The organism is Amycolatopsis sp. NBC_01307, assembly GCF_035975215.1.
In the GTDB taxonomy this organism is placed as follows: domain Bacteria; phylum Actinomycetota; class Actinomycetes; order Mycobacteriales; family Pseudonocardiaceae; genus Amycolatopsis.
Genome location: NZ_CP108403.1, coordinates 422,890 through 447,337, shown reverse-complemented (window position 1 = coordinate 447,337; position 24,448 = coordinate 422,890). Strand labels below are relative to the sequence as shown.

At 71.0% G+C, this 24,448-nt stretch carries 24 protein-coding genes; 12 read left to right on the top strand and 12 right to left on the bottom strand.

The genetic code is table 11. The features are described 5' to 3' along the window. Positions 1-40 precede the first annotated feature (40 nt). Positions 41-1,141, bottom strand: a complete 1,101-nt coding sequence (locus OG439_RS02180; RefSeq protein ID WP_326947654.1) for an NAD(P)H-dependent flavin oxidoreductase — start codon at positions 1,139-1,141, stop codon at positions 41-43. A 12-nt stretch (positions 1,142-1,153) separates the two neighbouring features. Then, positions 1,154-2,770, bottom strand: a complete 1,617-nt coding sequence (locus OG439_RS02175) for an acyl-CoA synthetase (RefSeq protein ID WP_326947653.1) — start codon at positions 2,768-2,770, stop codon at positions 1,154-1,156. Between the two features lie 63 nt (positions 2,771-2,833). Between OG439_RS02175 and OG439_RS02170 the strand changes: the two genes are divergently transcribed. Next, complete coding sequence (locus OG439_RS02170) at positions 2,834-3,622, top strand: crotonase/enoyl-CoA hydratase family protein (RefSeq protein ID WP_326951469.1); 789 nt, start codon at positions 2,834-2,836, stop codon at positions 3,620-3,622. A 163-nt stretch (positions 3,623-3,785) separates the two neighbouring features. On the opposite strand, the gene OG439_RS02165 is transcribed toward OG439_RS02170, so the two are convergent. Then, the gene (locus OG439_RS02165) at positions 3,786-4,019 is read right to left on the bottom strand and encodes a hypothetical protein (protein WP_326947652.1); all 234 of its coding nucleotides are present in this window, start codon (positions 4,017-4,019) and stop codon (positions 3,786-3,788) included. Between the two features lie 139 nt (positions 4,020-4,158). Further along, on the bottom strand, positions 4,159-5,706 hold the full coding sequence (locus OG439_RS02160) for an acyl-CoA synthetase (RefSeq protein WP_326947651.1): 1,548 nt from the start codon (positions 5,704-5,706) through the stop codon (positions 4,159-4,161). Positions 5,707-5,793: 87 nt separating this feature from the next. On the opposite strand from OG439_RS02160, the gene OG439_RS02155 reads away from it, so the two are divergent. From OG439_RS02155 to OG439_RS02140, 4 genes are read left to right on the top strand one after another with little or no spacing between them, the layout of a single operon-like run. Continuing rightward, on the top strand, positions 5,794-6,771 hold the full coding sequence (locus OG439_RS02155; protein WP_326947650.1) for a Zn-ribbon domain-containing OB-fold protein: 978 nt from the start codon (positions 5,794-5,796) through the stop codon (positions 6,769-6,771). A 7-nt stretch (positions 6,772-6,778) separates the two neighbouring features. Then, on the top strand, positions 6,779-7,792 hold the full coding sequence (locus tag OG439_RS02150) for a thiolase domain-containing protein (protein WP_326947649.1): 1,014 nt from the start codon (positions 6,779-6,781) through the stop codon (positions 7,790-7,792). Continuing rightward, a complete protein-coding gene (locus tag OG439_RS02145; protein WP_326947648.1) occupies positions 7,789-8,952 on the top strand; it encodes a thiolase domain-containing protein in 1,164 nt (387 codons plus the stop codon). The genes OG439_RS02150 and OG439_RS02145 overlap by 4 nt, the downstream gene beginning before the upstream one ends. Before the next feature lie 15 nt (positions 8,953-8,967). Continuing rightward, positions 8,968-9,579 (top strand): TetR/AcrR family transcriptional regulator, encoded by a 612-nt coding sequence (locus OG439_RS02140; RefSeq protein ID WP_326947647.1) that lies wholly within the window; start codon positions 8,968-8,970, stop codon positions 9,577-9,579. Here the strand turns inward: OG439_RS02140 and OG439_RS02135 are convergent. Beyond that, entirely contained in the window at positions 9,554-10,573 is a 1,020-nt protein-coding gene (locus tag OG439_RS02135; RefSeq protein WP_247063424.1) for a YhjD/YihY/BrkB family envelope integrity protein, read from the bottom strand. The two genes, OG439_RS02140 and OG439_RS02135, sit on opposite strands and share 26 nt — an antisense overlap. A gap of 113 nt (positions 10,574-10,686) precedes the next feature. After that, entirely contained in the window at positions 10,687-11,478 is a 792-nt protein-coding gene (locus OG439_RS02130; protein WP_326947646.1) for a transglutaminase-like domain-containing protein, read from the bottom strand. A 41-nt stretch (positions 11,479-11,519) separates the two neighbouring features. Between OG439_RS02130 and OG439_RS02125 the strand changes: the two genes are divergently transcribed. Continuing rightward, positions 11,520-12,083, top strand: a complete 564-nt coding sequence (locus tag OG439_RS02125) for a dienelactone hydrolase family protein (protein ID WP_326947645.1) — start codon at positions 11,520-11,522, stop codon at positions 12,081-12,083. Here OG439_RS02125 and OG439_RS02120 read toward each other — a convergent pair. Further along, positions 12,074-13,300, bottom strand: coding sequence for a cytochrome P450 (locus tag OG439_RS02120; protein ID WP_247063418.1), 1,227 nt, complete (start codon positions 13,298-13,300; stop codon positions 12,074-12,076). The genes OG439_RS02125 and OG439_RS02120 overlap by 10 nt on opposite strands. A gap of 244 nt (positions 13,301-13,544) precedes the next feature. Between OG439_RS02120 and OG439_RS02115 the strand changes: the two genes are divergently transcribed. Beyond that, complete coding sequence (locus OG439_RS02115) at positions 13,545-14,702, top strand: steroid 3-ketoacyl-CoA thiolase (protein WP_326947644.1); 1,158 nt, start codon at positions 13,545-13,547, stop codon at positions 14,700-14,702. Positions 14,703-15,228: 526 nt separating this feature from the next. Here the strand turns inward: OG439_RS02115 and OG439_RS02110 are convergent. Next, positions 15,229-15,705, bottom strand: coding sequence for a pyridoxamine 5'-phosphate oxidase family protein (locus OG439_RS02110; protein ID WP_326947643.1), 477 nt, complete (start codon positions 15,703-15,705; stop codon positions 15,229-15,231). A gap of 33 nt (positions 15,706-15,738) precedes the next feature. After that, on the bottom strand, positions 15,739-17,004 hold the full coding sequence (locus OG439_RS02105; protein WP_326947642.1) for a beta-ketoacyl [acyl carrier protein] synthase domain-containing protein: 1,266 nt from the start codon (positions 17,002-17,004) through the stop codon (positions 15,739-15,741). A gap of 147 nt (positions 17,005-17,151) precedes the next feature. On the opposite strand from OG439_RS02105, the gene asnB reads away from it, so the two are divergent. Next, positions 17,152-18,936: an asparagine synthase (glutamine-hydrolyzing) gene (asnB, locus tag OG439_RS02100; RefSeq protein WP_326947641.1), complete on the top strand. Its 1,785-nt coding sequence runs from the start codon at positions 17,152-17,154 to the stop codon at positions 18,934-18,936. Here asnB and OG439_RS02095 read toward each other — a convergent pair. From OG439_RS02095 to OG439_RS02085, 3 genes are read right to left on the bottom strand one after another with little or no spacing between them, the layout of a single operon-like run. Continuing rightward, complete coding sequence (locus OG439_RS02095; protein ID WP_326947640.1) at positions 18,933-19,316, bottom strand: RidA family protein; 384 nt, start codon at positions 19,314-19,316, stop codon at positions 18,933-18,935. The genes asnB and OG439_RS02095 overlap by 4 nt on opposite strands. 31 nt (positions 19,317-19,347) lie before the next feature. Beyond that, positions 19,348-20,247 (bottom strand): SDR family oxidoreductase, encoded by a 900-nt coding sequence (locus OG439_RS02090; RefSeq protein ID WP_326947639.1) that lies wholly within the window; start codon positions 20,245-20,247, stop codon positions 19,348-19,350. Continuing rightward, complete coding sequence (locus tag OG439_RS02085) at positions 20,244-20,999, bottom strand: SDR family oxidoreductase (protein WP_326947638.1); 756 nt, start codon at positions 20,997-20,999, stop codon at positions 20,244-20,246. The genes OG439_RS02090 and OG439_RS02085 overlap by 4 nt, the downstream gene beginning before the upstream one ends. Before the next feature lie 76 nt (positions 21,000-21,075). On the opposite strand from OG439_RS02085, the gene OG439_RS02080 reads away from it, so the two are divergent. The 4 genes from OG439_RS02080 to OG439_RS02065 are packed head-to-tail and all read left to right on the top strand — an operon-like array spanning position 21,076 to position 24,444. Next, positions 21,076-21,825: an enoyl-CoA hydratase family protein gene (locus tag OG439_RS02080; protein WP_326947637.1), complete on the top strand. Its 750-nt coding sequence runs from the start codon at positions 21,076-21,078 to the stop codon at positions 21,823-21,825. Next, positions 21,822-22,685, top strand: a complete 864-nt coding sequence (locus tag OG439_RS02075; RefSeq protein WP_326947636.1) for a CoA transferase subunit A — start codon at positions 21,822-21,824, stop codon at positions 22,683-22,685. The genes OG439_RS02080 and OG439_RS02075 overlap by 4 nt, the downstream gene beginning before the upstream one ends. Continuing rightward, positions 22,682-23,404, top strand: a complete 723-nt coding sequence (locus OG439_RS02070) for a CoA-transferase subunit beta (RefSeq protein ID WP_326947635.1) — start codon at positions 22,682-22,684, stop codon at positions 23,402-23,404. Before OG439_RS02075 ends, OG439_RS02070 begins: the two co-directional genes overlap by 4 nt. Continuing rightward, positions 23,401-24,444 (top strand): NAD(P)H-dependent flavin oxidoreductase, encoded by a 1,044-nt coding sequence (locus tag OG439_RS02065; protein WP_326947634.1) that lies wholly within the window; start codon positions 23,401-23,403, stop codon positions 24,442-24,444. Before OG439_RS02070 ends, OG439_RS02065 begins: the two co-directional genes overlap by 4 nt. Positions 24,445-24,448 lie beyond the last annotated feature (4 nt).

Here is a 24,448-nt window from a genome sequence, read left to right as displayed (position 1 = left end):
TTGAGGGACACTTGGTCCCTCAATGTGGCATTCACGGCTTTCAGCGGGTCTTGTCCAAACGGGACAGTGCGGCTTCGTAGCCCGTCACCAGGTCGGCGACGACGTCGGCGACCGGGCGGACGCCGTTCATCCGGCCGACGATCTGGCCGACCGGCATCGAGACCACCGTCGGGTCGCTCGCCGCGTGGATCCGGTTGTGCGCGTGGGAAACCAGCAGGTTCTGCAACGGCATCGGCAACGGCTCGGGCGCGTCCGCCGCGGCCCACGCCTCGGTCCAGCGCGTCTTCAGCAGCCGCGCCGGCTTGCCGGTGTAGATCCGCGTGCGGACGGTGTCCGACGACGTCGCCGCGACCAGCGCCTGCTGCATCGCCGCCGACTCGCCCATCGTCTGCAGGTACTCCTCGGTGGCGAGCCAGTACGAGCCCATCCAGACGCCGGACGCGCCGAGCGCGAGCGCCGCGGCGACCTGGCGGCCGGACCCGATCCCACCGGCGGCGAGCACCGGCACGTCGACGGCGTCGACGATCTCCGGCACCAGCACCATCGACGCGATCTCGCCGGTGTGCCCGCCGGCCTCGTAGCCCTGCGCCACCACTAAGTCGACGCCGTTCTCGACGTGCCGGACCGCGTGCTGGGCCTTCCCGGCGAGCGCAGCGACCGGGATGCCGCGGTCGTGGCACTGGGCGATGACGTCGGGCGGCGGCGAGCCGAGCGCGTTCGCGATCAGCTTGATCGGGTGGTTGAGCGCGACCTCGACGTGCGACCGGGCGACCGAGTGCAGCCAGCCCAGCACGCCCGCGCGTTCGTCGGTGTCGTCCGGCAGCGGCGGCACCGCGAGGTCGCGCAGCACGCGGTCGACGAACTCGCGGTGGCCGTCCGGGATCATCTTGGCGAGGTCGACCTGGGTGCCCTCGGCGGGGATCTTCGCCGGCATCACGATGTCGACGCCGTAGGGCTTGCCGCCGGTGTTCTCGTCCATCCAGGTGAGCACCCGGTCGAGCTCGGCCGCGTCGTTGAACCGGACGCAGCCGAGCACCCCGAGCCCGCCGGCCCGGCTCAGCGCCGCGGCGACGTGCTCGGAGGGCGTGAACCCGACGATCGGCAGGTCGATGCCGAGCCGGTCGCACAGCGATGTCCGCACTCGTGTTCCTCCTCAGACGGGCTGGGCCGCCGCCGGGTCGTGCTCGGCGGCGTAGCGCTGGGCCCACGGGTAGTCCGGCTTGCCGCTCGGCGAGCGGCCGATCTCGTCGGCCAGCCACACGGTGCGCGGCACCTTGTACCCGGCGACCTCGTGGCGGACGTGCTGCTCGATCCCGGCGAGATCCGGTTCGGCGCCTTCCCGGAGCTGGATGACGGCGGCGACGCGCTGGCCGGTCCGCTCGTCCGGGATGCCGATGACGAGCGCGTCGAAGACGTCGGGATGGGACTTCAGCGCCCCTTCGACCTCTTCGGGGTAGACCTTCTCGCCGCCGGTGTTGACGCACTGGGAGCCGCGGCCGAGCAGCGTGACCGTGCCGTCCTCTTCGTAGCGCGCGTAGTCGCCGGGGACGACGTACCGGACGTCGCCGATGTCGACGAAGATCGTCTTGCTCTTCTCGGGATCGCCGTAGTAGCCGAGCGGGACGTGCCCGCGGCGGCCGATCAGCCCGATCGCGCCCGCCTTCGGCTCGACCAGGTGGCCGTCGTCGTCGAGCAGGATGGCGTCCTTGCCGAAGCTGACGCGCGGGCCGGCGCTGTGGTCGGAGTCCTTGCCCACCATACCGATCCCGGTGAAACCGCTTTCGGACGAGCCGATCGCGTCGGTGATCACGGCGTTCGGCACGAGCGCGACGAACTCCTGCTTGACCGACTGCGAGAACAGCGCGGCGTGGCTGGACACGGCGACGAGCGACGACGCGTCGTAGTCACCCTCGCGGAAGGCTTCGATGAGCGGGCGCGCCATGGCGTCACCGACGATCGTGAGGACCTGGACCTTGTGCTCCTGCACGGCTTTCCACACCTCGTGCGCGTCGAAGCGCGGCACGAACACCACCGGGCTGCCGGTGAACAACGCGCCGAACGCGGCCCACTGCGCGGCGCCGTGGATCAGCGGCGCGGCGGGCAGGCGCGTCAGGCTGCCGGACTTGCCCTGCTCGGCGAGCGTCCACTCGTCGGGGACGTACTCGCCGGTGACGAAGTTGATGCCGCCGCCGAGCGCGCGCCAGATGTCCTCGTGGCGCCAGAGGACGCCCTTCGGGTAGCCGGTGGTGCCGCCGGTGTAGAGGATGTAGAGGTCGTCGTTGCTGCGCTCGTCGAAGTCGCGCTCGGGCGACTGTTCCTTCAGCGCTGCTTCGTACTCGACGCCGCCGTAGCTCCCGAAGTCACCGTCGCTGCCGTCTTCGACGACGACAACGTGTTTCAGTTTCGGCGCCTCGGGCAGGACCGCCCTGACCTTGTCGGAGTAGCTTCTCTCGTGCACGAGCGCGACGAGATCGGCGTCCGTGAAGAGGTACGCGAGCTCGCCGTGCACGTAGCGGTAGTTGACGTTGACGGCGATCGCGCGCAGCTTGTACGCGGCGATCATCGCCTCGAGGGCCTCGATCGAGTTGCGGGAGTAGACCCCGATGTGGGATCCGCGTCCCACGCCGTGCGCGGCGAGGTGGTGGGCGAGCCGGTTGGCCCGCGCCTCCAGTTCGGCGAAGGTGACTCGCCGGTCGCCGCACACGACCGCGACGCGCTCCGGCACGGCGTCGACGGCGTGCTCCAGAAGATCCGCGATGTTGAGTGCCACGCCCTCAAAGTAGAACATGTTATCGTTCTGGGCAATGGCACCGCGTTGTTCGAGGAGGTTTCGGTGAGTGAACCGCACGCGCTGGTTTCGCAGGACGGGCCGACGCTGATCGTCACGATGAACCGCCCGGAGGCCCGCAACGCGATCACGGGCGAGATGATGTCGATCATGGTCGACGCCTGGGACCGGGTCGACGCGGACGACACGATCCGCAGCTGCGTCCTGACCGGCGCCGGCGGCGCGTTCTGCGCCGGGGCGGACCTGAAGTCGATGTCGCGGAACTCGCCGTCCGAGTCTTTCTCGTCAGGTCGCTTTGATCCTTCGCGTATCCCAGGCCTCTTGAAGGGCCGTCGCCTGAAGAAGCCGCTGATCGCGGCGGTCGAGGGCCCGGCGATCGCGGGCGGCACGGAGATCCTGCAGGGAACGGACATCCGGGTGGCGGGCACGTCGGCCCGCTTCGGGGTGTCGGAGGCGCGCTGGGGCCTGTTCCCGATGGGCGGCTCGGCGGTCCGGCTACCACGCCAGATCCCGTACACGGTCGCGGCGGACATCCTGCTGACCGGCCGTCACCTGTCCGCCGCGGAAGCCCTGGCGATCGGCTTGATCGGTCACGTGGTGCCTGATGGAACTGCGTTGTCTCGTGCTTTGGAGCTGGCTTCGCTGGTGAACGCGAACGGCCCAGTCGCGGTGCGCGCGATCCTGCGTACGATCCGGGACACCGAAGGCCTCCACGAGGAGGAGGCCTTCAAGCTGGACTCGCAGTACGGCATCGAGGTTTTCGCTTCGGAAGACGCGAAGGAAGGGCCACGGGCGTTCTCGGAGAAGCGCAAGCCGGACTTCCACAACCGCTGAGCCGGTATCACGCGTGACCCGGCAGGCTTCACCCGTGATCCGAGGGGCATCACCCGTGATTGAGCGGGCATCACGTGTGATTGGCGGGGCATCGCGGTGATGCCCCGCCAGTCACGAATGATGCCCGCTCAATCACGCGCACCGAAGGCCGACAGGACGCCGCCTAACAGCCCATGTCCTTGGCGACTTCCTCCTGCGCTGCCGCGATTTCCTCGGTTGTCGCACCGGCGATGCCGGCGTCTTGTTCCAGCCGGGACAGCAGGTCGGTCAGCGCCTGCTTCTGCGCCGGGTGCGTGATCGGCACCGCGTCGAGGTCGGTGCTCATCAGCCCATCGAACAGCACGACGGCATCGGCACGCCACAAACGCACGGTGACGATGGGCAGGTCCGTGTCCATGCGAACGATCCTGCCGGAACTCGCGTGACTGAGCACGTCACTCGCGTGATCGAAGACGTAAGTCGTGTGATTGGGGCCGGAACTCGCGAGTTCCGGCCCCAATCACGTAAGTTCCGGCCCTGATCACGCGGGTTGCGGGTTATGACACGTACTTGGCTCGCAGGTGGCGCTTGTACAGCTTGCCGTTCGGGTCCCGCGGCAGCTCGTCGAGGTAGTCGATCGACTTCGGCAGCTTGAACTTCGCCAGTCGCGTCGCCGCATAAGCCAGCAACTCGGCCGTGAGAGCGTCGGACGGCGTGACTCCGGGAGCCGGCTGGACTACGGCCTTGATCTCCTCGCCCCAGTCCTCGTGCGGGAGACCGAAGACCGCGACGTCCGCGACCGATGGGTGCATCACCAGCTCGCCCTCGATCTCCGCCGGGTAGATGTTCACCCCGCCCGAGATGATCAGGTCCGCCTTGCGGTCGTGCAAGTACAGGTACCCGTCGGAGTCCAGGTGGCCCATGTCGCCCAGGGTGAACAGCTTGCCGACGCGTGCGGCGGCCGTCTTGTCCGGGTCGTTGTGGTACGAGAACTCCGATGAGCCCATCTGCATGTACACCGTGCCCGTCTCCCCGGGCGGCAGGGAAACACCGGCGTCGTCCAGGACCTTGATCGTCGAGCCCGGCCAGGGCAACCCCACCGAGCCCGGCTTGCGCAGCCAGTCCTTGCCCGAGATCACCGTGCCGCCGCCCTCCGTGGCCGCGTAGTACTCCGTGACCACCGGGCCCCACCACGCCAGCATCTGGCGCTTGACCTCCAGCGGGCACGGCGCCGCGCCGTGGATCATCACCCGCAGCGACGAAATGTCGTACCGGGAACGTACTGAGTCAGGCAGGCCCAGCAAGCGGCGGAACTGCGTCGGGACCATGTGGCTGTGCGTGACGTGGTGGCGCTCGATCAGGCGCAGCATGTCCTCGGCGTCCCAGCGGTCCATCAGCACTGCGGAATGCCCCAGCTGCAGCGAAATCGCCACGAAGTTCAGCACCGCCGTGTGGTACAGCGGCGAGCCGCACAGGTGGACGTGGTCGTCGTGCGGGCCGAGGCCGAAGACGCCGAAGAACCACGTCGACGCCGCCGGCACCTCGTCCGGGTCGGTGCCCGTCAGCGGACGGCGGACGCCCTTCGGGCGGCCCGTCGTGCCGGACGTGTACAGCATCGGCGAGCCCGCCGTGCGCCGTGCGGGACGTCCGTCGCCTTCGCCGGCGCCCAGCTCCTCGATCCGGCGGAAGCCGGGGACGTTGCCGACCGCGAAGCGCGCCGAAGCGGGCAACCCGGCTTCGTCGGCCGCGGCGATCGCGACGTCGGCGAAGCGCTCGTGCGCGAGGAACGCCTTCGCGCCGCTGTCGCCGATGATGTACGCGACCTCCGGGCCGATCAGGTGCCAGTTGACGACCACGACGTACAGCCCGGCCTGGATCGCGGCGAAGTAGGCCGCCACCAGTTCGTCGCCGTTCGGCTGGAGCAGCACGACGACGTCGCCGACGTCGAGGCCCAGCTCCTGCAGCCCCCGGGAGTACCGGTTGGCCTTCGCGGCCAGCTCGCCGTAGGACACGCCGCGGCCGTCCGGGTCGACCAGAGCCGTCTTCTCGGGCTCTTCCGCGGCGATGTTCCACAGGCCCAGCGTCTTCGCGGCAGTCGTCGTCATACCGCAAATCTAGAACGCGTTCCACCTACAGGCAACCGTCCGGCGGTGAATCTTGCCGACGAATCGAGAACGTGTTTCACTCAAGCCGTGACCGAGACACCGCTTGCGGCACCCCTCAACGTCGGCTTCGACTACACCCGCTCGACCGGGCCGGTGCTCGGCCGCTTCGTGAACGCGCTGCGTGAGCGCCGCATCGAGGGCATCCGCGGCAGCGACGGCCGGGTGCACGTCCCGCCGGTGGAGTACGACCCGGTGACGGCCGACCCGCTCAGCGAGTTCGTCCCGGTCGCCGAAGAGGGCACCGTCGTCTCCTGGTCGTGGTGCCCGCGCCCCCTGGAAGGCCAGCCGCTGAGCCGTCCGTTCGCCTGGGCGCTGGTCAAGCTCGACGGCGCCGACACCGCGATGCTGCACGCCGTCGACGCCGGCTCGCCCGCGAACATCCACAGTGGACAGCGCGTCCGCGTCCGCTGGGCCGACGACACCGTCGGGCACATCCGCGACATCGCCTACTTCCTCCCCGCCGACGCCGCGGACACGACACCGACCGAGCCCGCTCCCCCGGTCGCCGAACGCGAAGAGGGCGCGCCGGTCAGCATCGTCATCACGCCGGTGCACCTGCGCTACCAGCACTCCGCGTCGCCCGAGGAGAGCCGTTACCTGCGCGGCCTGGCCGAAGGCAAACTGATCGGCCAGCGCTGCCCCGCGTGCCAGAAGGTCTACATCCCGCCGCGCGGCTCCTGCCCGACCGACGGCGTGCCGACCACCGACGAGGTCGAGCTCCCCGACACCGGCATCGTGACGACGTTCTGCATCGTCAACGTCCCGTTCCTGGGCCAGCGGATCAAGCCGCCCTACGTCGCCGCGTACATCCTCCTGGACGGCGCCGACATCGCGTTCCTGCACCTCGTGCTCGGCTGCGACGCCAAGGACGTCCGGATGGGCCTGCGCGTGCGCGCCGCGTGGAAACCCCGCGACGAGTGGTGGACGTCACTGGAGAACATCGACCACTTCGAGCCGACCGGCGAGCCGGACGCGGCTTACGAAACCTTCGCCCACCACCTGTGAGGTCCTGATGCCAGACGTCGCGATCGCGGGCTTCGCCCACGCGCCGAACGTCCGCGAGACCGCGGGCACCACCAACGGCGTGGAGATGCTCGTCCCGATCTTCGCCGAGGTCTTCGCGCAGACCGGACTGTCCAAGCAGGACATCGGGTTCTGGTGCTCCGGCTCCTCGGACTACCTGGCCGGGCGCGCGTTCTCGTTCATCGCCGCGGTCGACGCGATCGGCGCGTTCCCGCCGATCCACGAGTCGCACGTCGAGATGGACGCCGCCTGGGCGCTCTACGAGGCCTGGCTGAAGATCCGGATGGGCGAGGTCGAGACGGCGCTCGTCTACGGCTTCGGCAAGTCCAGCGCCGGGCAGCTGCGCCGGGTGCTCGCGTTACAGATGGACCCGTACGTCGTCACTCCACTGTGGCCGGACTCGATCTCGATCGCCGGTATCCAAGCCCGGATGGGTCTCGACGCCGGCCTGTGGTCCGAAAAGGACCTCGCCGAGGTCGCCGCGCGCAACCGGGACCTCGACGCCGCCGAGCTGCTGGACACGCCGTACGTCGCGGACCCGTTGCGCGCGCACGACATCGCGCCGATCACCGACGGCGCCGCCGTGATCGTCCTGTCCACAGTGGAACGGGCGAAGGGCATCGTCGAGCACCCGGCGGTGATCGCCGGGATCGAGCACCGGGTCGACTCCCCCGTGCTCGGCGCCCGCGACCTGACGCGGTCGCCGTCGACCGAGATCGCGGCGAAGGCCCTCGACCTCGACGGCGTCGACCTCGCCGAGCTGCACGCGCCGTTCACGCACCAGGAGATCATCCTGCGCACCGCCCTCGGCCTCAAGGACAACGTGACCATCAACCCCTCGGGCGGCGCGCTGGCCGCGAACCCGATGTTCTCCGCCGGGCTCGCCCGCATCGGCGAGGCGGCGCGGCGGATCCACAGTGGAGAGTCTCGCAAGGCCGTGGCGCACGCGACGAGCGGCCCCGCCCTGCAGCAGAACCTCCTGGCCGTGCTGGAGGCACGATGACCAAGCAGCTCACGGCCGTGCTCGGCACCGGCCAGACGCACCACCGCGCCAAGCGCACCGACGTCTCGATGCCGGGCCTGCTGCGCGAGGCGATCGACCGCGCGATGATCGACGCCCAGGTCGGGTGGGCCGACATCGACGCCGTCGTGCTCGGCAAGGCGCCGGACCTGTTCGAAGGCGTCATGATGCCCGAGCTGTTCCTCGCCGACGCGCTGGGCGCGAACGGGAAACCGTTGCTGCGCGTGCACACCGCGGGCTCGGTCGGCGGGTCGACGGCGCTGGTCGCGGCGTCGCTCGTGCAGTCCGGCGTGCACCGCCGGGTGCTCACGGTGGCGTTCGAGAAGCAGTCCGAGTCGAACGCGATGTGGGGCCTGTCGATCCTGCCGCCGTTCCAGATGCCGGTCGGCGCCGGCGCGGGCGGCTACTTCGCGCCGCACGTCCGGTCCTACATCCGCCGCTCCGGCGCGCCCGAGCACATCGGCGCGATCGTCGCGGCGAAGGACCGCCGCAACGGCGCGTTGAACCCGTTCGCGCACCTGCGTCAGGCGGACATCACCGTCGAGTCGGTGCAGGCGTCGCAGATGCTGTGGGACCCGATCCGTTACGACGAGACGTGCCCGTCGTCGGACGGCGCGTGCGCGATGGTGCTCGGCGACGAGGCCGCCGGGGACGCCGTCGAGGGCGGGGCCGCCTGGATCCACGCGACGGCGATGCGCACCGAGCCGACCACGTTCGCCGGCCGCGACCAGGTCAACCCGCAGGCCGGGCGCGACGCCGCGGCCGCGCTGTGGGCCGAAGCCGGGATCAAGGACCCGATGTCCGAAGTGGACGTCGCCGAGATCTACGTGCCGTTCTCGTGGTTCGAGCCGATGTGGCTGGAGAACCTCGGGTTCGCCGCGGAAGGCGAGGGCTGGAAGGTCACCGAGGCCGGTGAGACGGCGATCGGCGGGCGGCTGCCGGTCAACCCGTCCGGCGGGGTGCTCTCGTCCAACCCGATCGGCGCGTCCGGCATGCTTCGCTTCTCCGAAGCCGCGAAGCAGGTCATGGGCCGCGCCGGGGACTACCAGGTGGACGGCGCGCGCGTCGCCCTCGGGCACGCCTACGGCGGCGGGTCGCAGTACTTCTCGATGTGGGTGGTCGGCGCCGCCAAGCCGCGTTGATACGCTCGACCCACCATGCCGAGACTCGCGGACCACGAACAACGCCGTCGTCAGATCGCCGAAGCCGTCTGGCGGATCGCCAGCGCGCGCGGGCTGGAAGACGTGTCGCTGCGCAAGGTCGCGGCCGAGGCCGGCGTCTCGCTGCGGCTCGTCCAGTACTACTTCGGCACGCGCAACGACCTGCTGCTGGGCGCGCTCGAGATCCTCAACAAGGTCGCCGAGGAACACACCCGCGCCGAGGTCGGGCCGGAGGCGGACGCGACACCGCGCCAGGTCCTGCGCACGATGCTGGTCGGGATGCTCCCGCTGGACGACGAGCGCCGCACGCGTTACCTCGTGCACCTGGCCTACTTCGTCCGCTCGCTGACCGACCCCGACCTCGCGACGGCGTTCAGCGCGGCGCCGCCGGAGCTGGAACGGCTGACCGCGGACCTGCTGGCCTGGGGGCAGCAACGCGGTGAGGTGCCGCCGGACCTCGAGCTGATGCCGGAGGCCGAGCTGCTCCTCTCGAGCGTCGACGGCCTGCAGACCAGCATCATCCTGGGCCAGCGCACCCCCGAGGCCGTGTTCGCGCTGATCGACCACCAGCTCGGGCGGCTCTTCAGTCTCTCGAACGTCGCCACTTGAGCGCGAGCAGCGTCCCGAGCACCCCGGTCACGACGCCGACCGCGGCCGGCACCGCGACCGGCGGGTCCACCACGATCACCGGCTTCAGCTCCACCGGCGCCGGCGGCTGCACCGGCTTCGGCGGCGCGTCCGAACCGGTGGCCGTCCAGGCCGTGACGTAGACGAGCATCCGCGCGATCAGCGAGATGAAGAAGATCAGGCCGATCACCGAGCCGAACGCGATCCCCGTCGGCGAGCTGCCGATCAGCCGCAGGTAGAAGCCACCGGCCAGCTTGAGCGCCTCGAAGCCGAGGGCCAGGGCGATCGCGCCGCGCACCGCGCTGCGCACGCCCACGGGCTGGCGCGGCAGCCGGGTCAGCACCCAGAGGAACACCAGCCAGTCGGCGGCCAGCGAGAGCGGCACCGAGGACGCGGACACGAGCTGGTGCCCCCAGCTCGTGTCGTCGAGGCCGGCCAGCCGGAGCAGGTAGCTGCCGAGCGCGGTGCCGGAGATGGTGATCGTGAACGACACCAGCAGCGCCGCCGTCAGGCCGAGCAACGCGAGCAGGTCGACGGCGATCAGCCGCGGCAGCGACTGGTCCGACCGGTTCTGCCCCCACAGCGCGGTGAGCGAGTCCCGCAGCGCGTTCATCCAGTTCCAGCCCGAGTAGAGGCCGATCACCAGGCCGAACGCGCCGACGCTCGTCCGCTGGTCGACGAAGCCGGTGAGCAGGTCGGTGGCCTTGTCCCCCAGCCCGCCGGGCAGCGTGCTGACGATCGCGCGCACCATCGTGTCGAGCAGGTGCGGCTGGCTGGCCAGCACGAACCCGGCCACCGACGACGCCACCATCAGCAGCGGCACGAGCGACAGCAGGCTGAAGTAGGTGATCGACGCGACGTAGTGGTAGCCGCCGGTGTCGACGTAGCGGTTGGTCGCGCGGGCGATGTGGTCCAGCCACCGGTACCGGGCACGGGCCCGCGCCCAGGGGCTCGGGGCCTTGGGGGAACTCTTCACGGACACTGTTTACCCAGCCGGGACCCTCCTCGCGCACACAACACGCACTCTTGGCACCCCATCACCCGCTCGCCGGACGTGCGGGGGCCTTGGAGTGACCTCGGCCAGGGGCGTCAGCTGAGCGCGACCAGCTCGGACCAGTCGTCCTGGGGCAGCTCGGCGTCCGTCGTCGCGAACACCGAGCTGCCCAGGAAGTCCAGGCTGCAGCCGAGGGTGGCCAGGAACGACGTGTCCGCGGCGTCGCGGCCGGTGGAGATGCGGAGCATCGTCTGGCGCGGCGCGAGGTGCGTGGCGTCGAAGACGTACCAGTGGCCGTCGATCGCGGCCTCGAACACGGCGTGGAAGTCCATCGGCGACAGCCCGGGCGCGTAGACGCCGACGTAGCGGGCCGGGATGTCGAAGAACCGGCAGAAGGTGACGCACACGTGCGCGAAGTCGCGGCAGACGCCTTCGCCGGCCAGGAGGGTGTCGATCGCGTCGTCGGTCGGCCGGGTGGCGCCGACGGTGTAGAGCAGCCGGTCGTTGACGTTCCGGACGATCGCGTCCACAGTGGACCGCGCGTCGGGGCGGCCGTACATCTCCGGCGTCGCCAGGCCGCCGATCCGGTCGGACGGGCAGTACCGGCTCGGCCGGGTGAACACGGCGATGTCGGCGAGGGTGACGGGCTCGGGTTCGGCCGCGGCCAGGTCGCGCTCGGCGTGGTAGGTGACGCGGTGCTCGCCGAGCGGCAGGTCGAAGACGTCGGCGCGGGTACCGTGCTCGAACAGGACGGCTTCGCTCCCGCCGTCCCAGGAGACGGTCAGGTCCTCGGTGTCGGCGTTCGCCGCCGCGATCGAGATCGCCGCCCGGCCGGGTTCGGTGACACGGATGGTGAACTCGACGTCGACACTCGCTCGCGGGGCCATCGCGCCATGATGACAGCCGGGCCGCGTGCGACCATCACCCCGTGGTGAACATCGTGGTCTTCCATTCGGTGCTGGGGCTCCGGCCGGTCGAGCTCGGCGCGGCCGAACGGCTGCGGGCGGCCGGGCACGACGTTGTCACGCCGGACCTCTACGCCGGCTCGACCGCGCCCACGCTCGAGGAGGGCTTCGCCCTGATGGACCACGTCGGCTGGACGACGATCAGTGGTCGCGCGTCCGACGCGGTGCGCGACCTGCCGCCCGCCACCGTGCTGCTGGGGGTGTCGATGGGCTGCGGTGTGGTCCAGAGCGTCCTCCCGGACCGTCCCGCCGCGGCGGGAGTCCTGCTGCTGCACGCGTTGGGGGTCATTCCGGCGTCGGCGCGCACCGGCCTGCCGGCGCAGGTGCACGTCGCCGATCCGGACCCGATCGCACCGCCGGCCGAGGTCGCCGCCTGGCGAGCGGTCAACCCCACGGCCGAGGTATTCATCTACCCCGGCGCCGGCCACTTCTACACCGACGCCGAGGGTCCCGACCACGACGAAGCCGCGTCCGCCCTCACCTGGCAGCGGGTGCTCGGCTTCCTCCGGACGCTGCCTCAGGCGTAGCGGACGGGGTAGTGCTTGATGCCGTTGAGCCAGCTGGAGCGCAGGCGCACCGGGGGTTCCGCTTCGGTGATGTCCGGCATCACGTCGGCGATGGCGTTGAAGATCAGGTCGATCTCCAGCCGGGCGAGGTTGGCGCCGATGCAGTAGTGCGAACCGGTGCCGCCGAAGCCGACGTGCGGGTTGTCCTCCCGCAGGATGTCGAACTTCTCCGCGTCTTCGAACACGTCGGGGTCGAAGTTGGCGGAGCTGTAGAACATCCCGACGCGGTCGCCCCGCTTGATCTGCGCGCCGCCCAGCTCGGTGTCGCGGGTGGCGGTGCGCTGGAAGGCGACCACCGGGGTGGCCCAGCGGACGATCTCGTCGGGCGCGGTCTTCGGGCGCTGCTCCTTGAACAGCTCCCACTGGGCCGGGTGGTCCAGGAACGCCTTCATGCCGTGCGTGATCGCGTTGCGCGTGGTCTCGTTGCCGGCCACCGCGAGCAGGATGACGAAGAAGCCGAACTCGTCGGAGCCCAGCGCCTCGCCGTCGACGTCGGCCTCGATCAGTTTGGTGACGATGTCGTCCATGGGACACTTGCGGCGGTCCTCGGCCATGTTCCAGGCGTAGCCGATGAGCTGGGTCGACGCCTCGAGGGGCTCGAGCTGGTACTCGGGATCGTCGTAGGCGACCATCTGGTTGGACCAGTCGAAGATCTTGAGCCGGTCCTCCTGCGGGACGCCGATCAGTTCGGCGATCGCCTGCAACGGCAGCTCGCAGGCGACGTCGGTGACGAAGTCGCCCGTGCCCTTCTTCTTCGCCTCGAAGACGATCTTCGCGGCGCGGTCCCGCAGCGTGTCCTCGAGCTTGGCGATCGAGCGCGGGGTGAAGCCCTTCGACACGATCCGCCGCAGCTTGGTGTGCTGGGGCGCGTCCATGTTGAGCAGGACCAGGCGGTTCGCGTTGAGGCGGTCCTCGGTCATGCTCTCGTCGAAGCGGATGATCGCGGTCTTCTCGCTCGACGAGTAGAGCGTGCTGTCGCGGGAGACCTCCTTGACGTCCGCGTGCCGCGAGACGACCCAATAGCCGTCGTCACCGAAGCCCGCGGTGTTGTTCTTCTGAGGGTTCCACCACACGGGGGCGGTCCGCCGGAGCTCGGCGAACTCGGCCAGGGGCAGCCGATGGGCGTAGAGGTCCGGGTCCGTGAAGTCGAAACCGGCGGGGATGAGCGGAGCGGCCACGTTGCCTCCCACGGTTCGCCTTGTGAAACACGTTCTAAGCGGATTTAAGCATACGGTGTTAACAAGCGGAAGGGCGTTCAGTGAAACCCGTTAACTTGACCGATGAGGCCAGGTGAACGAGCGCTCACTCGGCCAAGATCGAGATCACGCCCGCGCTGCGGCGCCTTGCATCGAACGATAACTTGTTCTAGTTTTTGGGCTACTGAACAGTCTTCCCGACGAACTTCCCGACGAAGGGGACCAGATGGGCGTGCCGGTCATCGTCGAAGCCGTGCGGACCCCGATCGGCAAGCGGGGCGGCCTGCTGGCCGGCCTGCACGCGGCCGAGCTGCTGGGGGCCGCGCAGCTGGCCCTGCTGGACCGCGCCGGGATCGACCCGGCGCTGGTCGAGCAGCTGATCGGCGGCTGCGTCACGCAGGCCGGCGAACAGTCGAGCAACGTCACGCGCACCGCGTGGCTGCACGCGGGCCTGCCGGAGACGGCGGGCGCGACGACGATCGACGCCCAGTGCGGCTCGGCGCAGCAGGCCACGCACCTGATCGCCGGCCTGATCGCGGCGGACGCCATCGACGTCGGCGTCGCCTGCGGAGTCGAGGCGATGAGCCGCGTCCCCCTGGGGACGAACCGAGCGGGCGGCTCCCCCCGGCCGGCGTCGTGGTCGATCGACCTCCCGAATCAGTACGGCGCGGCGGAGCGCATCGCGGTGCGCCGGGGCTTGACGCGCGCCGACGTCGACGCGTTCGGCGCGGCGTCCCAGCAGAAAGCGGCGGCCGCGTGGGAGGCCGGGCACTTCGACCGCGAGGTGGCGCCGGTGAAGGCCCCGGTCCTCGACGCGTCGGGCGAACCGACCGGCGAAACCCGGCTGATCACCCGGGACCAAGGCCTGCGCGAGACGACGGCCGAGGGCCTGGCCCGCCTCAAGCCGGTGGTCGAGGACGGCATCCACACGGCGGGCACGTCATCCCAGATCTCCGACGGCGCGGCGGCCCTGCTGCTGATGGACTCCACGCGCGCCGAGGCCCTGGGCCTGCGCCCCCGGGCCCGGATCATCGCGCAGGCACTGGTCGGCGCGGAGCCGTACTACCACCTGGACGGCCCGATCCGCGCGACGGAGCGAGTGCTGACACGCGCGGGCATGACGATCGCCGACCCGGACCTGTTCGAGGTCAACGAAGCGTTCGCTTCGGTGCCGCTGTCGTGGCAGCGAACGCTCTCGCCGGACGAGTCCCGAGTCAACGTCAACGGCGGCGCGATCGCCCTGGGCCACCCGGTGGGCAGCACAGGAGCGCGCCTGCTGACGACGGCGCTGCACGAGCTGGAGCGCCGGGATGCGTCGACGGCGCTGGTGACGATGTGCGCCGGGGGCGCGCTGGCGACGGCGACGATCATCGAACGCCTCTGACTCGCGGTCCCCAGGCCTCTTCGGTCGGCCGCTCTCACCGGTGTGGCCGCTCCGGTCGGCGAGTTGGTTGCTCGCGGCGGTGAGTCGACCGATTGGGTCACCGTGTTGGCCGCTCCCGCCGGTGTGTTGCGCTCCGGTCGGCGAGTTGGCCACTCCAGCCAGCGAGTTGGCCGCCCCGGTCGCCGCGTTGGCTACTCCGGTCAGCGTGTTGGCTGCTCCGGGCGCCGGGTGACCGCTTCCGGCGGCGTGTCGACCGATTGGGTCACCGTATTGGCCGTCGCGGTCGCCAGGTTGGCCGCTCCGGTCGCCGAGTCGATCGCTCCAGTCGCCGAGTTGGCCACTCCAGTTAGCGTGTCGGCCGCTCCAGTCGCCAGCCTGGCCGTTCTGGTTGCCGAGTCGGAGAGGCCCGGGCGGCCGAGGTGACCGCACGCCATCGTCGGCTCAGGCTCGCGCCAGCCGCACGCCGTCGCCTACTCAGGCTTTCCTTGTCGCCAAACGCATCCCCTGCTCCCGCACCCCTCCTCCGCTACTCCACCACCTCCGCGGGACCGTTGCCCGGCCTGGCGAACTTCACCGTTCCCCGCCCCTCCCTCCAGCTCTCCACGAAGAGCGTGTCCTCCGCCACCCACGTCAGCACGACCTCCCTGAGGTCCAGCCGGAACAGGTGGCACGGCTCGTCGTTTCCTTGCAGCGCCGCGATTTCCGCCTTGTCCGTCAGCTCCGCCACCACGCCCGCCAGCTTCGCGTCGCCGCCCTCTTCCATGCCCGGGTACGCGTGGATCGCGAAGCGGTTGTCACGGCGCAGGTCGAGGGCCTTCAGCGCGTCCAGCATCGACCCGATGTAGGCCTCCGCGCCGCGGAAGTCCACCTCGGAGCCGCTCACCCGTGGTGCGCCGTCGCGGCGCAATGTGGCCAGTACGTGCGACTTCTCCGCCGTGAAACGTGCGTGCACCCGCGTCGCCAGCGAAGGTGACTGCGCCGAGAACTCCTGCCAACTCGTCATGCCCAGCAGCGTCCCACCCACCACCGACAGTTTTCAGAGCCCACCCACGACCAGGTGAACGAACGTCCCGGACAGCCCGTACGTGCTGACCCCGGCCAACGCCCGCCCCGGGTGGGGCCATTCGGCTGGTGACGACGCGAGTTCCAGACCGGCCCAGTCGACCGCCGACGTCGGACGTGGGCAGTGCAGGGTGGCCGGAATCCGCCGTTCGCGGACCACCATCGCCGTCTTGATCAAGCCCGCCAGGCCACCCGCCGCCTCCGGGTGGCCGATGTTCGACTTCACCGAACCCACCAGGCACGGCTGCCCCGGCGGCCGTCCGGCGCCGATCGCCTCGCTGAGCGCCCGCAGCTCGATGACGTCGCCCGCCGGGGCCGCGTTGCCGTGTGCCTCCACGTAACCGATCTCCGCGGGCGCGACCCCGGCCTGCGCGCACGCCCGGGTGATCACCTGCAGGTAACCCTCGACGGAAGGCGCGATGATCGCCTTGGCCGTGCGGCCCTTGCTCGCCTGCGCGCTGCCCAGGATCAGCGCGTGGACGCGGTCGCCGTCGGTCAGGGCCTGGCCCAGGCGCTTGAGGACGACGACGCCCGCGCCGTCGCTGCGGACGAAACCGTCCGCGTCCTCGTCGCCGAAACGGCAGCGTCCGGTCGGCGACAGCATCCCCGCCGCCGAGTAGCCGAGCGTGTGGTCGGTGCCCAGGACCAGGCTGACGCCGCCCGCCACCGCCGTGTCGCACTCCCCCGTGCGCAGGCTCTGGCACGCGAGGTGCACGGCCAGGGTGCCCGACGAACACGCCGCGTCGACGGTGGCGCACGGGCCGCGCAGGTCCCAGGCGTAGCTGATCCGCCCGGACGCCATGCTCCGCGCCGCCGCGCCCGCGATCGCGTACATGTCGGCCGTCCCTTGAAGACCGTCCCAGTGCTCGCCCGTGCTCTGCCCCATGAAGACGCCGATCTCGCGGCCCTCGACGCCGTCGAGCCCGGCGTCGGCCAGCGCGTCGCGCGTGGTCGTCAGGAGGACGCGGTGCTGCGGGTCGAGCACCGCCGCTTCCCGTTCGCTCACCCCGAAGAACCCCGGGTCGAACTCCTCGGAGCCGAGGAAACCGCCCGCCAGGCTGACGAGCCGGCCGCGACGGCGGGGCACCGGGTCGTACAGCTCCGCCGCGTCGAACCGGCCGCCCGGCGCGGCGCCGGCGACCGCGTCCACGCGCGTGTCGAGCAGCTCCCAGAGCGCGTCCGGGCCCGCCGCGCCGGGGAACCGGCAGCCCATGCCGACGATCGCGATCGGCTCGTTCATCGTTCTCCCAAAGATGTCCACTGTGGACGGCGGATTCACCCGTCCGTGGCAGCGCGGGTTCCCGCAGCCGCGCACACCCTATGTGATCATTCAGGCCGCCCGGGTGATCGCCTCGGCGATCTCCCCTTCCCCGGAGGAATCCCCGTTATGTGTGGCATCGCGGGCTGGGCCGACCCCAGCTGCCCGCTCCCGGACGGCGGCATGACCGTGCACCGGATGACCGAGACCCTCGCCGCCCGCGGACCGGACGACTCCGGCGTCTGGGCGGCCGCGCACGTCGCGTTCGGGCACCGCCGGCTCGCCGTGCTCGATCCCGCGAACGGCCGGCAGCCGATGGTGGCCTACGACGACCAGGACGAGGCCACGACCGTCCTGTCTTACAGCGGCGAGGTGTTCAACCACCGCGAACTGCGCGTCGAACTGGAGCTGCTGGGGCACAAGTTCCGCACGCGCACCGACACGGAAGTCGTGCTGCACGCCTGCCTGGAGTGGGGCACCGACGCCCCGCGACGGCTCGACGGCATGTTCGCCTTCGCCGTCTGGGACGCCTCGCGCCGCCGGTTGCTGCTGGTCCGCGACCGGCTCGGCGTCAAACCGCTCTGCTACGCGCGGCACGGCGACGGCGTCCTGTTCGCCTCCGAGCCCAAGGCGCTGTTCGCGTCCGGCCTGGTCGCCCCGGCCGTCGACGACGGCGGCCTGCGCGACTTCCTGGCCTCGGTCCGCACCCCGGGGATGACGCTCCACCAGGGCGTCCACGAGGTCCGGCCGGGCACGATGCTGCTGGTCGACGCCGACGGCGTCCGCGAGCGCCGGTACTGGTCACTGGACGCGCAGCCGCACGAGGACGACCTCGCCACGACCGTCGAGCGGATCCGCGAACTCCTCGAAGACATCACCGAACGGCACGTCCGGGCCGACGTCCCGCTCGGCGCGCTGCTGTCGGGCGGCCTCGATTCGAGCGCGCTCGCCGCGCTGGGCCAACGGTTCACGAACGCGCCTCTGCGCACCTTCTCCGTGGGTTTCGCCGGCGAGTTCGTGCCCGACGCCCTGCGCGCCACGCCGGACGCGCCCTACGTCCGGGACGTCGTCGCGCACTGCGGGCTCGACCACCGTGACCTGGTGCTCGGGTCGGCGGCGCTGGCCGATCCGGCGGTGCGCCGGGCCGTCGTCCACGCGCGGGACGCGCCCGCGACCGGCGACATAGACACGTCGCTCTTCCTGCTGTTCAAGGCGGTCCGCGAGCATTCGACGGTGGCGTTGTCCGGGGAGAGCGCCGACGAGGTCTTCGGCGGCTACCCGTGGTTCCACCAGCCGCTCGCCGACGGCTACCCGTGGCGTTACTTCACCGGCCGCAGCGGGACGTACCTCGCGCTGCTGCGCGACGACGTCGCCGCGGAACTCGCCGTCGGCGCCCATCGCGAAGCGCACTACCGGCAGGCGCTCGCCGAAGTTCCGGTGCTGCCGGGGGAAACGGCCGAGCGGCGCCGGACGCGCGAGGTCGTCCACCTGCACCTGACGCGCTGGCTGCCGGACCTGCTCGACCGCAAGGACCGGCTCAGCATGGCCGTCGGCCTGGAGGTCCGGGTGCCGTTCTGCGATCACCGGCTCGTCGAGTACGCCTTCAACACGCCCTGGTCGCACCACACTTTCGACGGCCGGGAGAAGTCGCTGCTGCGGGCGGCGGTGGCCGATCTGCTCCCGCGCAGCGTCACCGAGCGGGTCAAGGCGCCCTACCCGGCGACGCACGATCCCGGCTACGACGTCGCGATCCGCGCGCAGGCCGCGGATCTGCTGGCCACGCCGAACGCGCCCGCGTGGACCTACCTCGACCCGGCGCGGCTGAGCGAGCGCCTGGCACGCCCGGAGACCGACCGGGCGACACGCGCGGGCATCGACTTCGCGCTCAACCTGGACCTCTGGCTCACACGCTAACCGGGCAGGTGCGCGTCGACCTCGATCTCGATCTTCATGCGCGGGTCGGCCAGACCGGCCTCCAGCATCGTCGCGGCCGGGCGGACCTCGGCGAACGCCTTGCGCAGCACCGGCCAGCACGGCTCGAAGTCCGCCCGCGACGGCAGCACGTACCGCACCCGGACGACGTCGGCGAAGGTGCAGCCGGCCTCGGTCAGGGCGGCCTCGATGTTGTGGAGGCACTGGGCGGCCTGCTCGATGACGTCGTCGGAGATCGTCATCGTCGAGTAGTCGAAGCCGGTGGTGCCAGAGACGTACACGCGGCCGCCGTCGACGACCGCGCGGGCGTAGCCGATCTGCTCCTCGAAGGTGGAGCCGCTAAGAATGGTTTGACGCGCCATACGCGCACGTTAGCGGCCCGCGCCAACCGAATTATCCGGCGCCGTAGACCGGTTCCGGGTCCGCCGACTCCGCCAGCAGTTCGGCCACCACCGGACCCAGCTCGACCGGGGCCCACCGCGCGCCTTTGTCGCGTTGCGGGCCGGGGCGCCAGCCGTCCGCGAGGCCGACGCGGCCGCCGTCCACCTCGAAAACCCGGCCCGTCACCGACGAAGATTCCGTGCTGCCCAGCCAGACCACCAGCGGGGAGACGTTCTCCGGGGCCATCGCGTCGAAGCCGTCGTCGGGGGCGGCCATGTCGAACGTCGTCTCGGTCATCCGGGTCCGGGCGGCCGGGGCGATCGCGTTGACCGTGACGCCGTAGCGGCCGAACTCCGCGGCCGCGACCGTGGTCAGCCCGAGGATGCCCGCCTTCGCCGCCGAGTAGTTGCCCTGGCCGACGCTGCCGAGCAGGCCCGCGCCGGAACTCGTGTTGATCACCCGCGCGGCCCGCGTGCGGCCGGCCTTCGCCTCGGCGCGCCAGTACTCGGCCGCGTGCCGCAGGGGTGCGAAATGGCCTTTGAGGTGCACGCGGACGACCGCATCCCACTCCTCCTCGGCCAGGTTGACCAGCATCCGGTCACGCAGGAAGCCCGCGTTGTTGACCAGGACGTCGAGGCCGCCGAAGGCGTCCAAAGCCGCCCGGATCAGCGAAGCCGCGCCGTCCCACGAAGCGACGTCGTCGGTGTTCGCCACGGCTTCCCCGCCCGCCGCGCGGATCTCGTCGACCACCTGCTGCGCCGGGCCCGCTTCGCCGCCGCGGCCGTCCAGCGCCGCGCCCAGGTCGTTGACGACCACCCGCGCGCCCTCGGCGGCGAACGCCAGCGCGTGCGCCCGGCCGATCCCCCGCCCGGCGCCGGTGACGACCACGACGCGTCCTTCGACCAGCTTCATTCCTTCTCCTCCATAGCGTCTTCCAGGGCACCGAGAAACGCCGGACGCTCGCCGCCGCCGTGCACCACGAGCCGCGCGCCGCTGACGTAGGACGCCAGCGGTGAAGCCAGGAACACCGCGCACGCGCCGATTTCCGCCGGTTCGGCGAGCCGGCCGAGCGGCACGGTCGCACCGAGCGCCGCGGGGTCGCCGTACCCGCCTTCCGTGCGCACCATGCCGACGTCGAGCGCGTTGACCCGCACCTTCGGCGCCCATTCGACGGCGAGGGTGCTGGTCAGGTTGTCGAGCCCGGCCTTCGCCGCGCCGTAGGACGCGGTCCCCGGCGACGGCCGCAGCGCGCTCACGCTGCTGATGTTGACGATCGAGCCGCCCCGGTCCTGGTGCTGCATCACGGCGTTCGCGGCCCGCGAGACGATCAGCGGCGCCAGGAGGTTCAGCCCGACGACCTTCTCGTGGAAGCGCGGCGACGCCGTCGACGTGTCCGCGAAGGGCGCGCCGCCCGCGTTGTTCACCAGGACGTCCAGCCGCCCGAAGCGCGCCACGATCTCCGCGACCAGGGCGTCGACGGCGTCCGGATCCCGGATGTCACAAGGGAAGAACGCCTCCCCCGGCGACGACTCCGGCGTCCGCCGGGCGCAGGTCACGACCCGCGCGCCCGCCTGGTCGAAGGCGTGCGAGATGCCGAGGCCCACCCCGCGGACGCCCCCGGTCACCAGGACGACCGCGCCGTCCAGGCCGAGTTCGAGTGCCACCTGCGACCTCCCGCTTTTGTCGTCCCGATGCTAACGTACCAAGCAAGTGCTAGGTTGTTAACCGCGAGAGGTGCCGATGACGGTTTCGACGCACACCCCGGAGCCCGGGATCGCCGTGGTCACCGTGGCCGCTCCCCCGGTGAACGCGCTGACCGTGCGCGGCTGGTTCGACCTCGCTGAGGCCATCGAAAAGGCCGGTCGCGACCCGGCCGTGCACGTCGTCGTGCTGCGCGCGGAGGGCCGCGGGTTCAACGCGGGCGTCGACATCAAGGAGATCCAGCGCGACCCGGGGTACGACGCGCTGATCGGCGCGAACGAGGGCTGCGCGGCGGCGTTCTCGGCGGTGTACGACTGCCTCGTGCCGGTGATCGTCGCGGTGCAAGGGTTCTGCCTCGGCGGCGGCGTCGGGCTGGCCGGCAACGCGGACATCGTCGTGGCCAGCGAAGACGCCGAGTTCGGACTGCCCGAAGTGGACCGTGGCGCACTCGGCGCGGCGACGCACCTGGCGCGGCTCGTGCCGCAGCACCTCATGCGCGCGCTCTACTACACAGCGTCGAAGATCAGCGCGCAGCAGCTGCACCACCACGGTTCGGTGTACGCGGTCGTGCCGCGCGAAGAACTCGACGCAACCGCGCTCGGCGTCGCCCGGCAGATCGCCGCGAAGGACACGCGCGTGATCCGCGCGGCGAAGCAGGCCATCAACGGCATCGACGTCCAGCCCGTGCACCGCAGCTACCGGTTCGAGCAAGGGTTCACGTTCCAGCTCAACCTCGCCGGCGTCTCGGACGGGGCGCGTCAAGAGTTCCTCGAGAAGGGAAAGCCTTGAGCGACAAGCGGATGAGCGTCGACGACGTCGTCGGCGAACTGCGCGACGGCATGACGCTCGGCATCGGCGGCTGGGGGTCGCGGCGCAAGCCGATGGCGCTGATCCGGGCCATCCTGCGGTCGCCGTTGAAGGACCTCACGGTCGTCTCCTACGGCGGCCCGGACGTCGGGCTGCTGGCCTCCGCGGGTAAGCTGAAAAGGCTGGTCTTCGGGTTCGTGACGCTCGATTCGGTGCCGTTCGACCCGTGGTTCAACCGGGTGCGCGAAGCCGGGTCGATCGAGGTCACCGAGTACGACGAGGGCATCCTCGGAACCGGGCTTTCCGCAGCGGCGCAACGGCTTCCGTTCCTGCCGACGCGCGCTGGGCTCGGCTCCGACGTCATGACGTTCTCGCCGTCGCTGAAGACCGTCCGCTCGCCGTACGCAGACGGCGAAGAGCTGCTGGCCGTGCCCGCACTGCGCCTCGACGCGGCGCTCGTGCACCTCAACCGCGCGGACGCCCGCGGCAACGCGCAGTACCTCGGCCCGGACCCGTACTTCGACGAGCTGTTCGCGCTCGCCGCCGACAAGTGTTACGTGTCAACGGAAAAAGTCATCTCCACCCACGAGTTGACGGCGACGGCACCCGTGCAGAGCCTGCTGCTCAACCGCGCGAGCGTGCACGGCGTCGTCGAAACCCCGCGCGGCGCGCACTTCACGTCCGCCGCACCGGATTACGGCCGGGACGAACGGTTCCAGCGGCACTACGCGGCCGCGGCGAAGGATCCGGACGCCTGGCCGGCGTTCGCGGACCGGTTCCTGGCCGGCGACGAGAAGGACTACCAGCGGGCCGTCACGCGGTTCGCGGAGGAGGCGGCATGACGCGCGCGGACGTCGCGGTCGTCGCGTGCGCGGAGCTGTTCCGCGGCGACGGCGAGATCCTGATCAGCCCGATGGGCTACGTCCCGGCGCTCGGCGCGCGGCTCGCGCGGCTGACGTTCGAGCCGGACCTGCTGCTCTCGGACGGCGAGGCGTACCTGCTCGAAAGCCCCGTCGGCGAGCCGGTGATCGAGGGCTGGCAGCCGTTCCGGAAGGTCCTGGACACCGTGGTGCCGCACGGGAAACGGCACGTCGTGATGGGCGCCAACCAGGTCGACCGGCACGGCAACCAGAACATCTCCGCCATCGGCGACCACGAGAAGCCGAAGAAGCAGCTGCTCGGCGTGCGCGGCGGGCCGGGCAACACGGCCAACCACCGCACCAGCTACTGGGTGCCGCGGCACAGCACCCGGGTGTTCGTCGAAGACGTCGATGTCGTGTCCGGTGTCGGCTACGCCCGGGCCCGTGCGGCGGGGTTGCGCTACCACGACGTCCACCGGGTGGTGACGAACCTCGGCGTCCTCGACTTCGGCGGGCCGGACCACGCGGCGCGGCTCGTGTCGACGCACCCCGGCGTCACGGTCGAGGAGGTCGTCGCGGCGACCGGGTTCCCGCTGGTCACCGACGGCGTCGCGGTGTCGAGGGAGCCGACCGGCGAGGAGCTGGAGCTGATCGCCCAGCTGGACCCGAAGTCGTTGCGGGAGAAGGAAGTCCCCGAATGAAGACGCGGCTGACCGAGCTGACCGGCGTCCGGCACCCGGTCGTCCAGACCGGGATGGGCTGGGTGGCCGGGCCGCGGCTGGTGTCGGCGACCGCGGAAGGCGGCGGGCTCGGCATCCTCGGGTCCGCGACGATGACGCTCGACGAACTCGAAGCCGCCGTCAAGGAGGTCAAGAGCCGCACGTCCGCGCCGTTCGGGGTCAACCTGCGCGCGGACGCCGACGACGCCGGCCGCCGCGTCGACCTGCTGATCCGCGAGAACGTCCGGGTCGCGTCGTTCGCCTTGGCGCCCAAGAAGGACATGATCGCGAAGCTTAAGGACCACGGCGTCGTCGTCGTGCCTTCGGTGGGCGCGGCGCGGCACGCCGAGAAGGTGGCGTCGTGGGGCGCGGACGCCGTCGTCGTCCAGGGCGGCGAGGGCGGCGGGCACACCGGCGGGGTGGCCACGACGCTGCTGCTGCCGTCGGTGCTGGACGCCGTCGACATCCCGGTCGTCGCGGCAGGCGGGTTCTTCGACGGCCGCGGGCTGGCCGCGGCGCTGGCGTACGGCGCGGCCGGGATCGGCATGGGCACGCGGTTCCTGCTGACGCGGGAGAGCACCGTGCCGGACGCCGTCAAGCAGGCCTACCTGGCGCGTGACCTGAACGGCACCGTCGTCACCCGGAAGGTGGACGGCCTTCCTCACCGTGTGTTGCGAACGGGGCTGGTCGACGGACTGGAGGCGTCCGGGACGCTCGGCGGGCTCGGCCGGGCCGCGGCGAACGCCGTCCGGTTCCGGCGGCTGAGCGGGCTCTCGTGGACGTCGCTGCTGCGCGAGGGCGTCCGGATGAAGCGAAGCGGGCAGCGGACGTGGGCGCAGGTGCTGATGGCCGCGAACACGCCGATGCTGCTGCGCGCGGGGCTCGTCGACGGCGACCTCGGGGCCGGCGTGCTGGCGTCCGGGCAGGTCGTCGGGCTGCTCGCGGATCTCCCCCGGGTGGGTGACCTGATCGAACGGATCGTGGCCGACGCCGAAGGAATCCTGCGCGGGCTGTGTGCTTGACTTT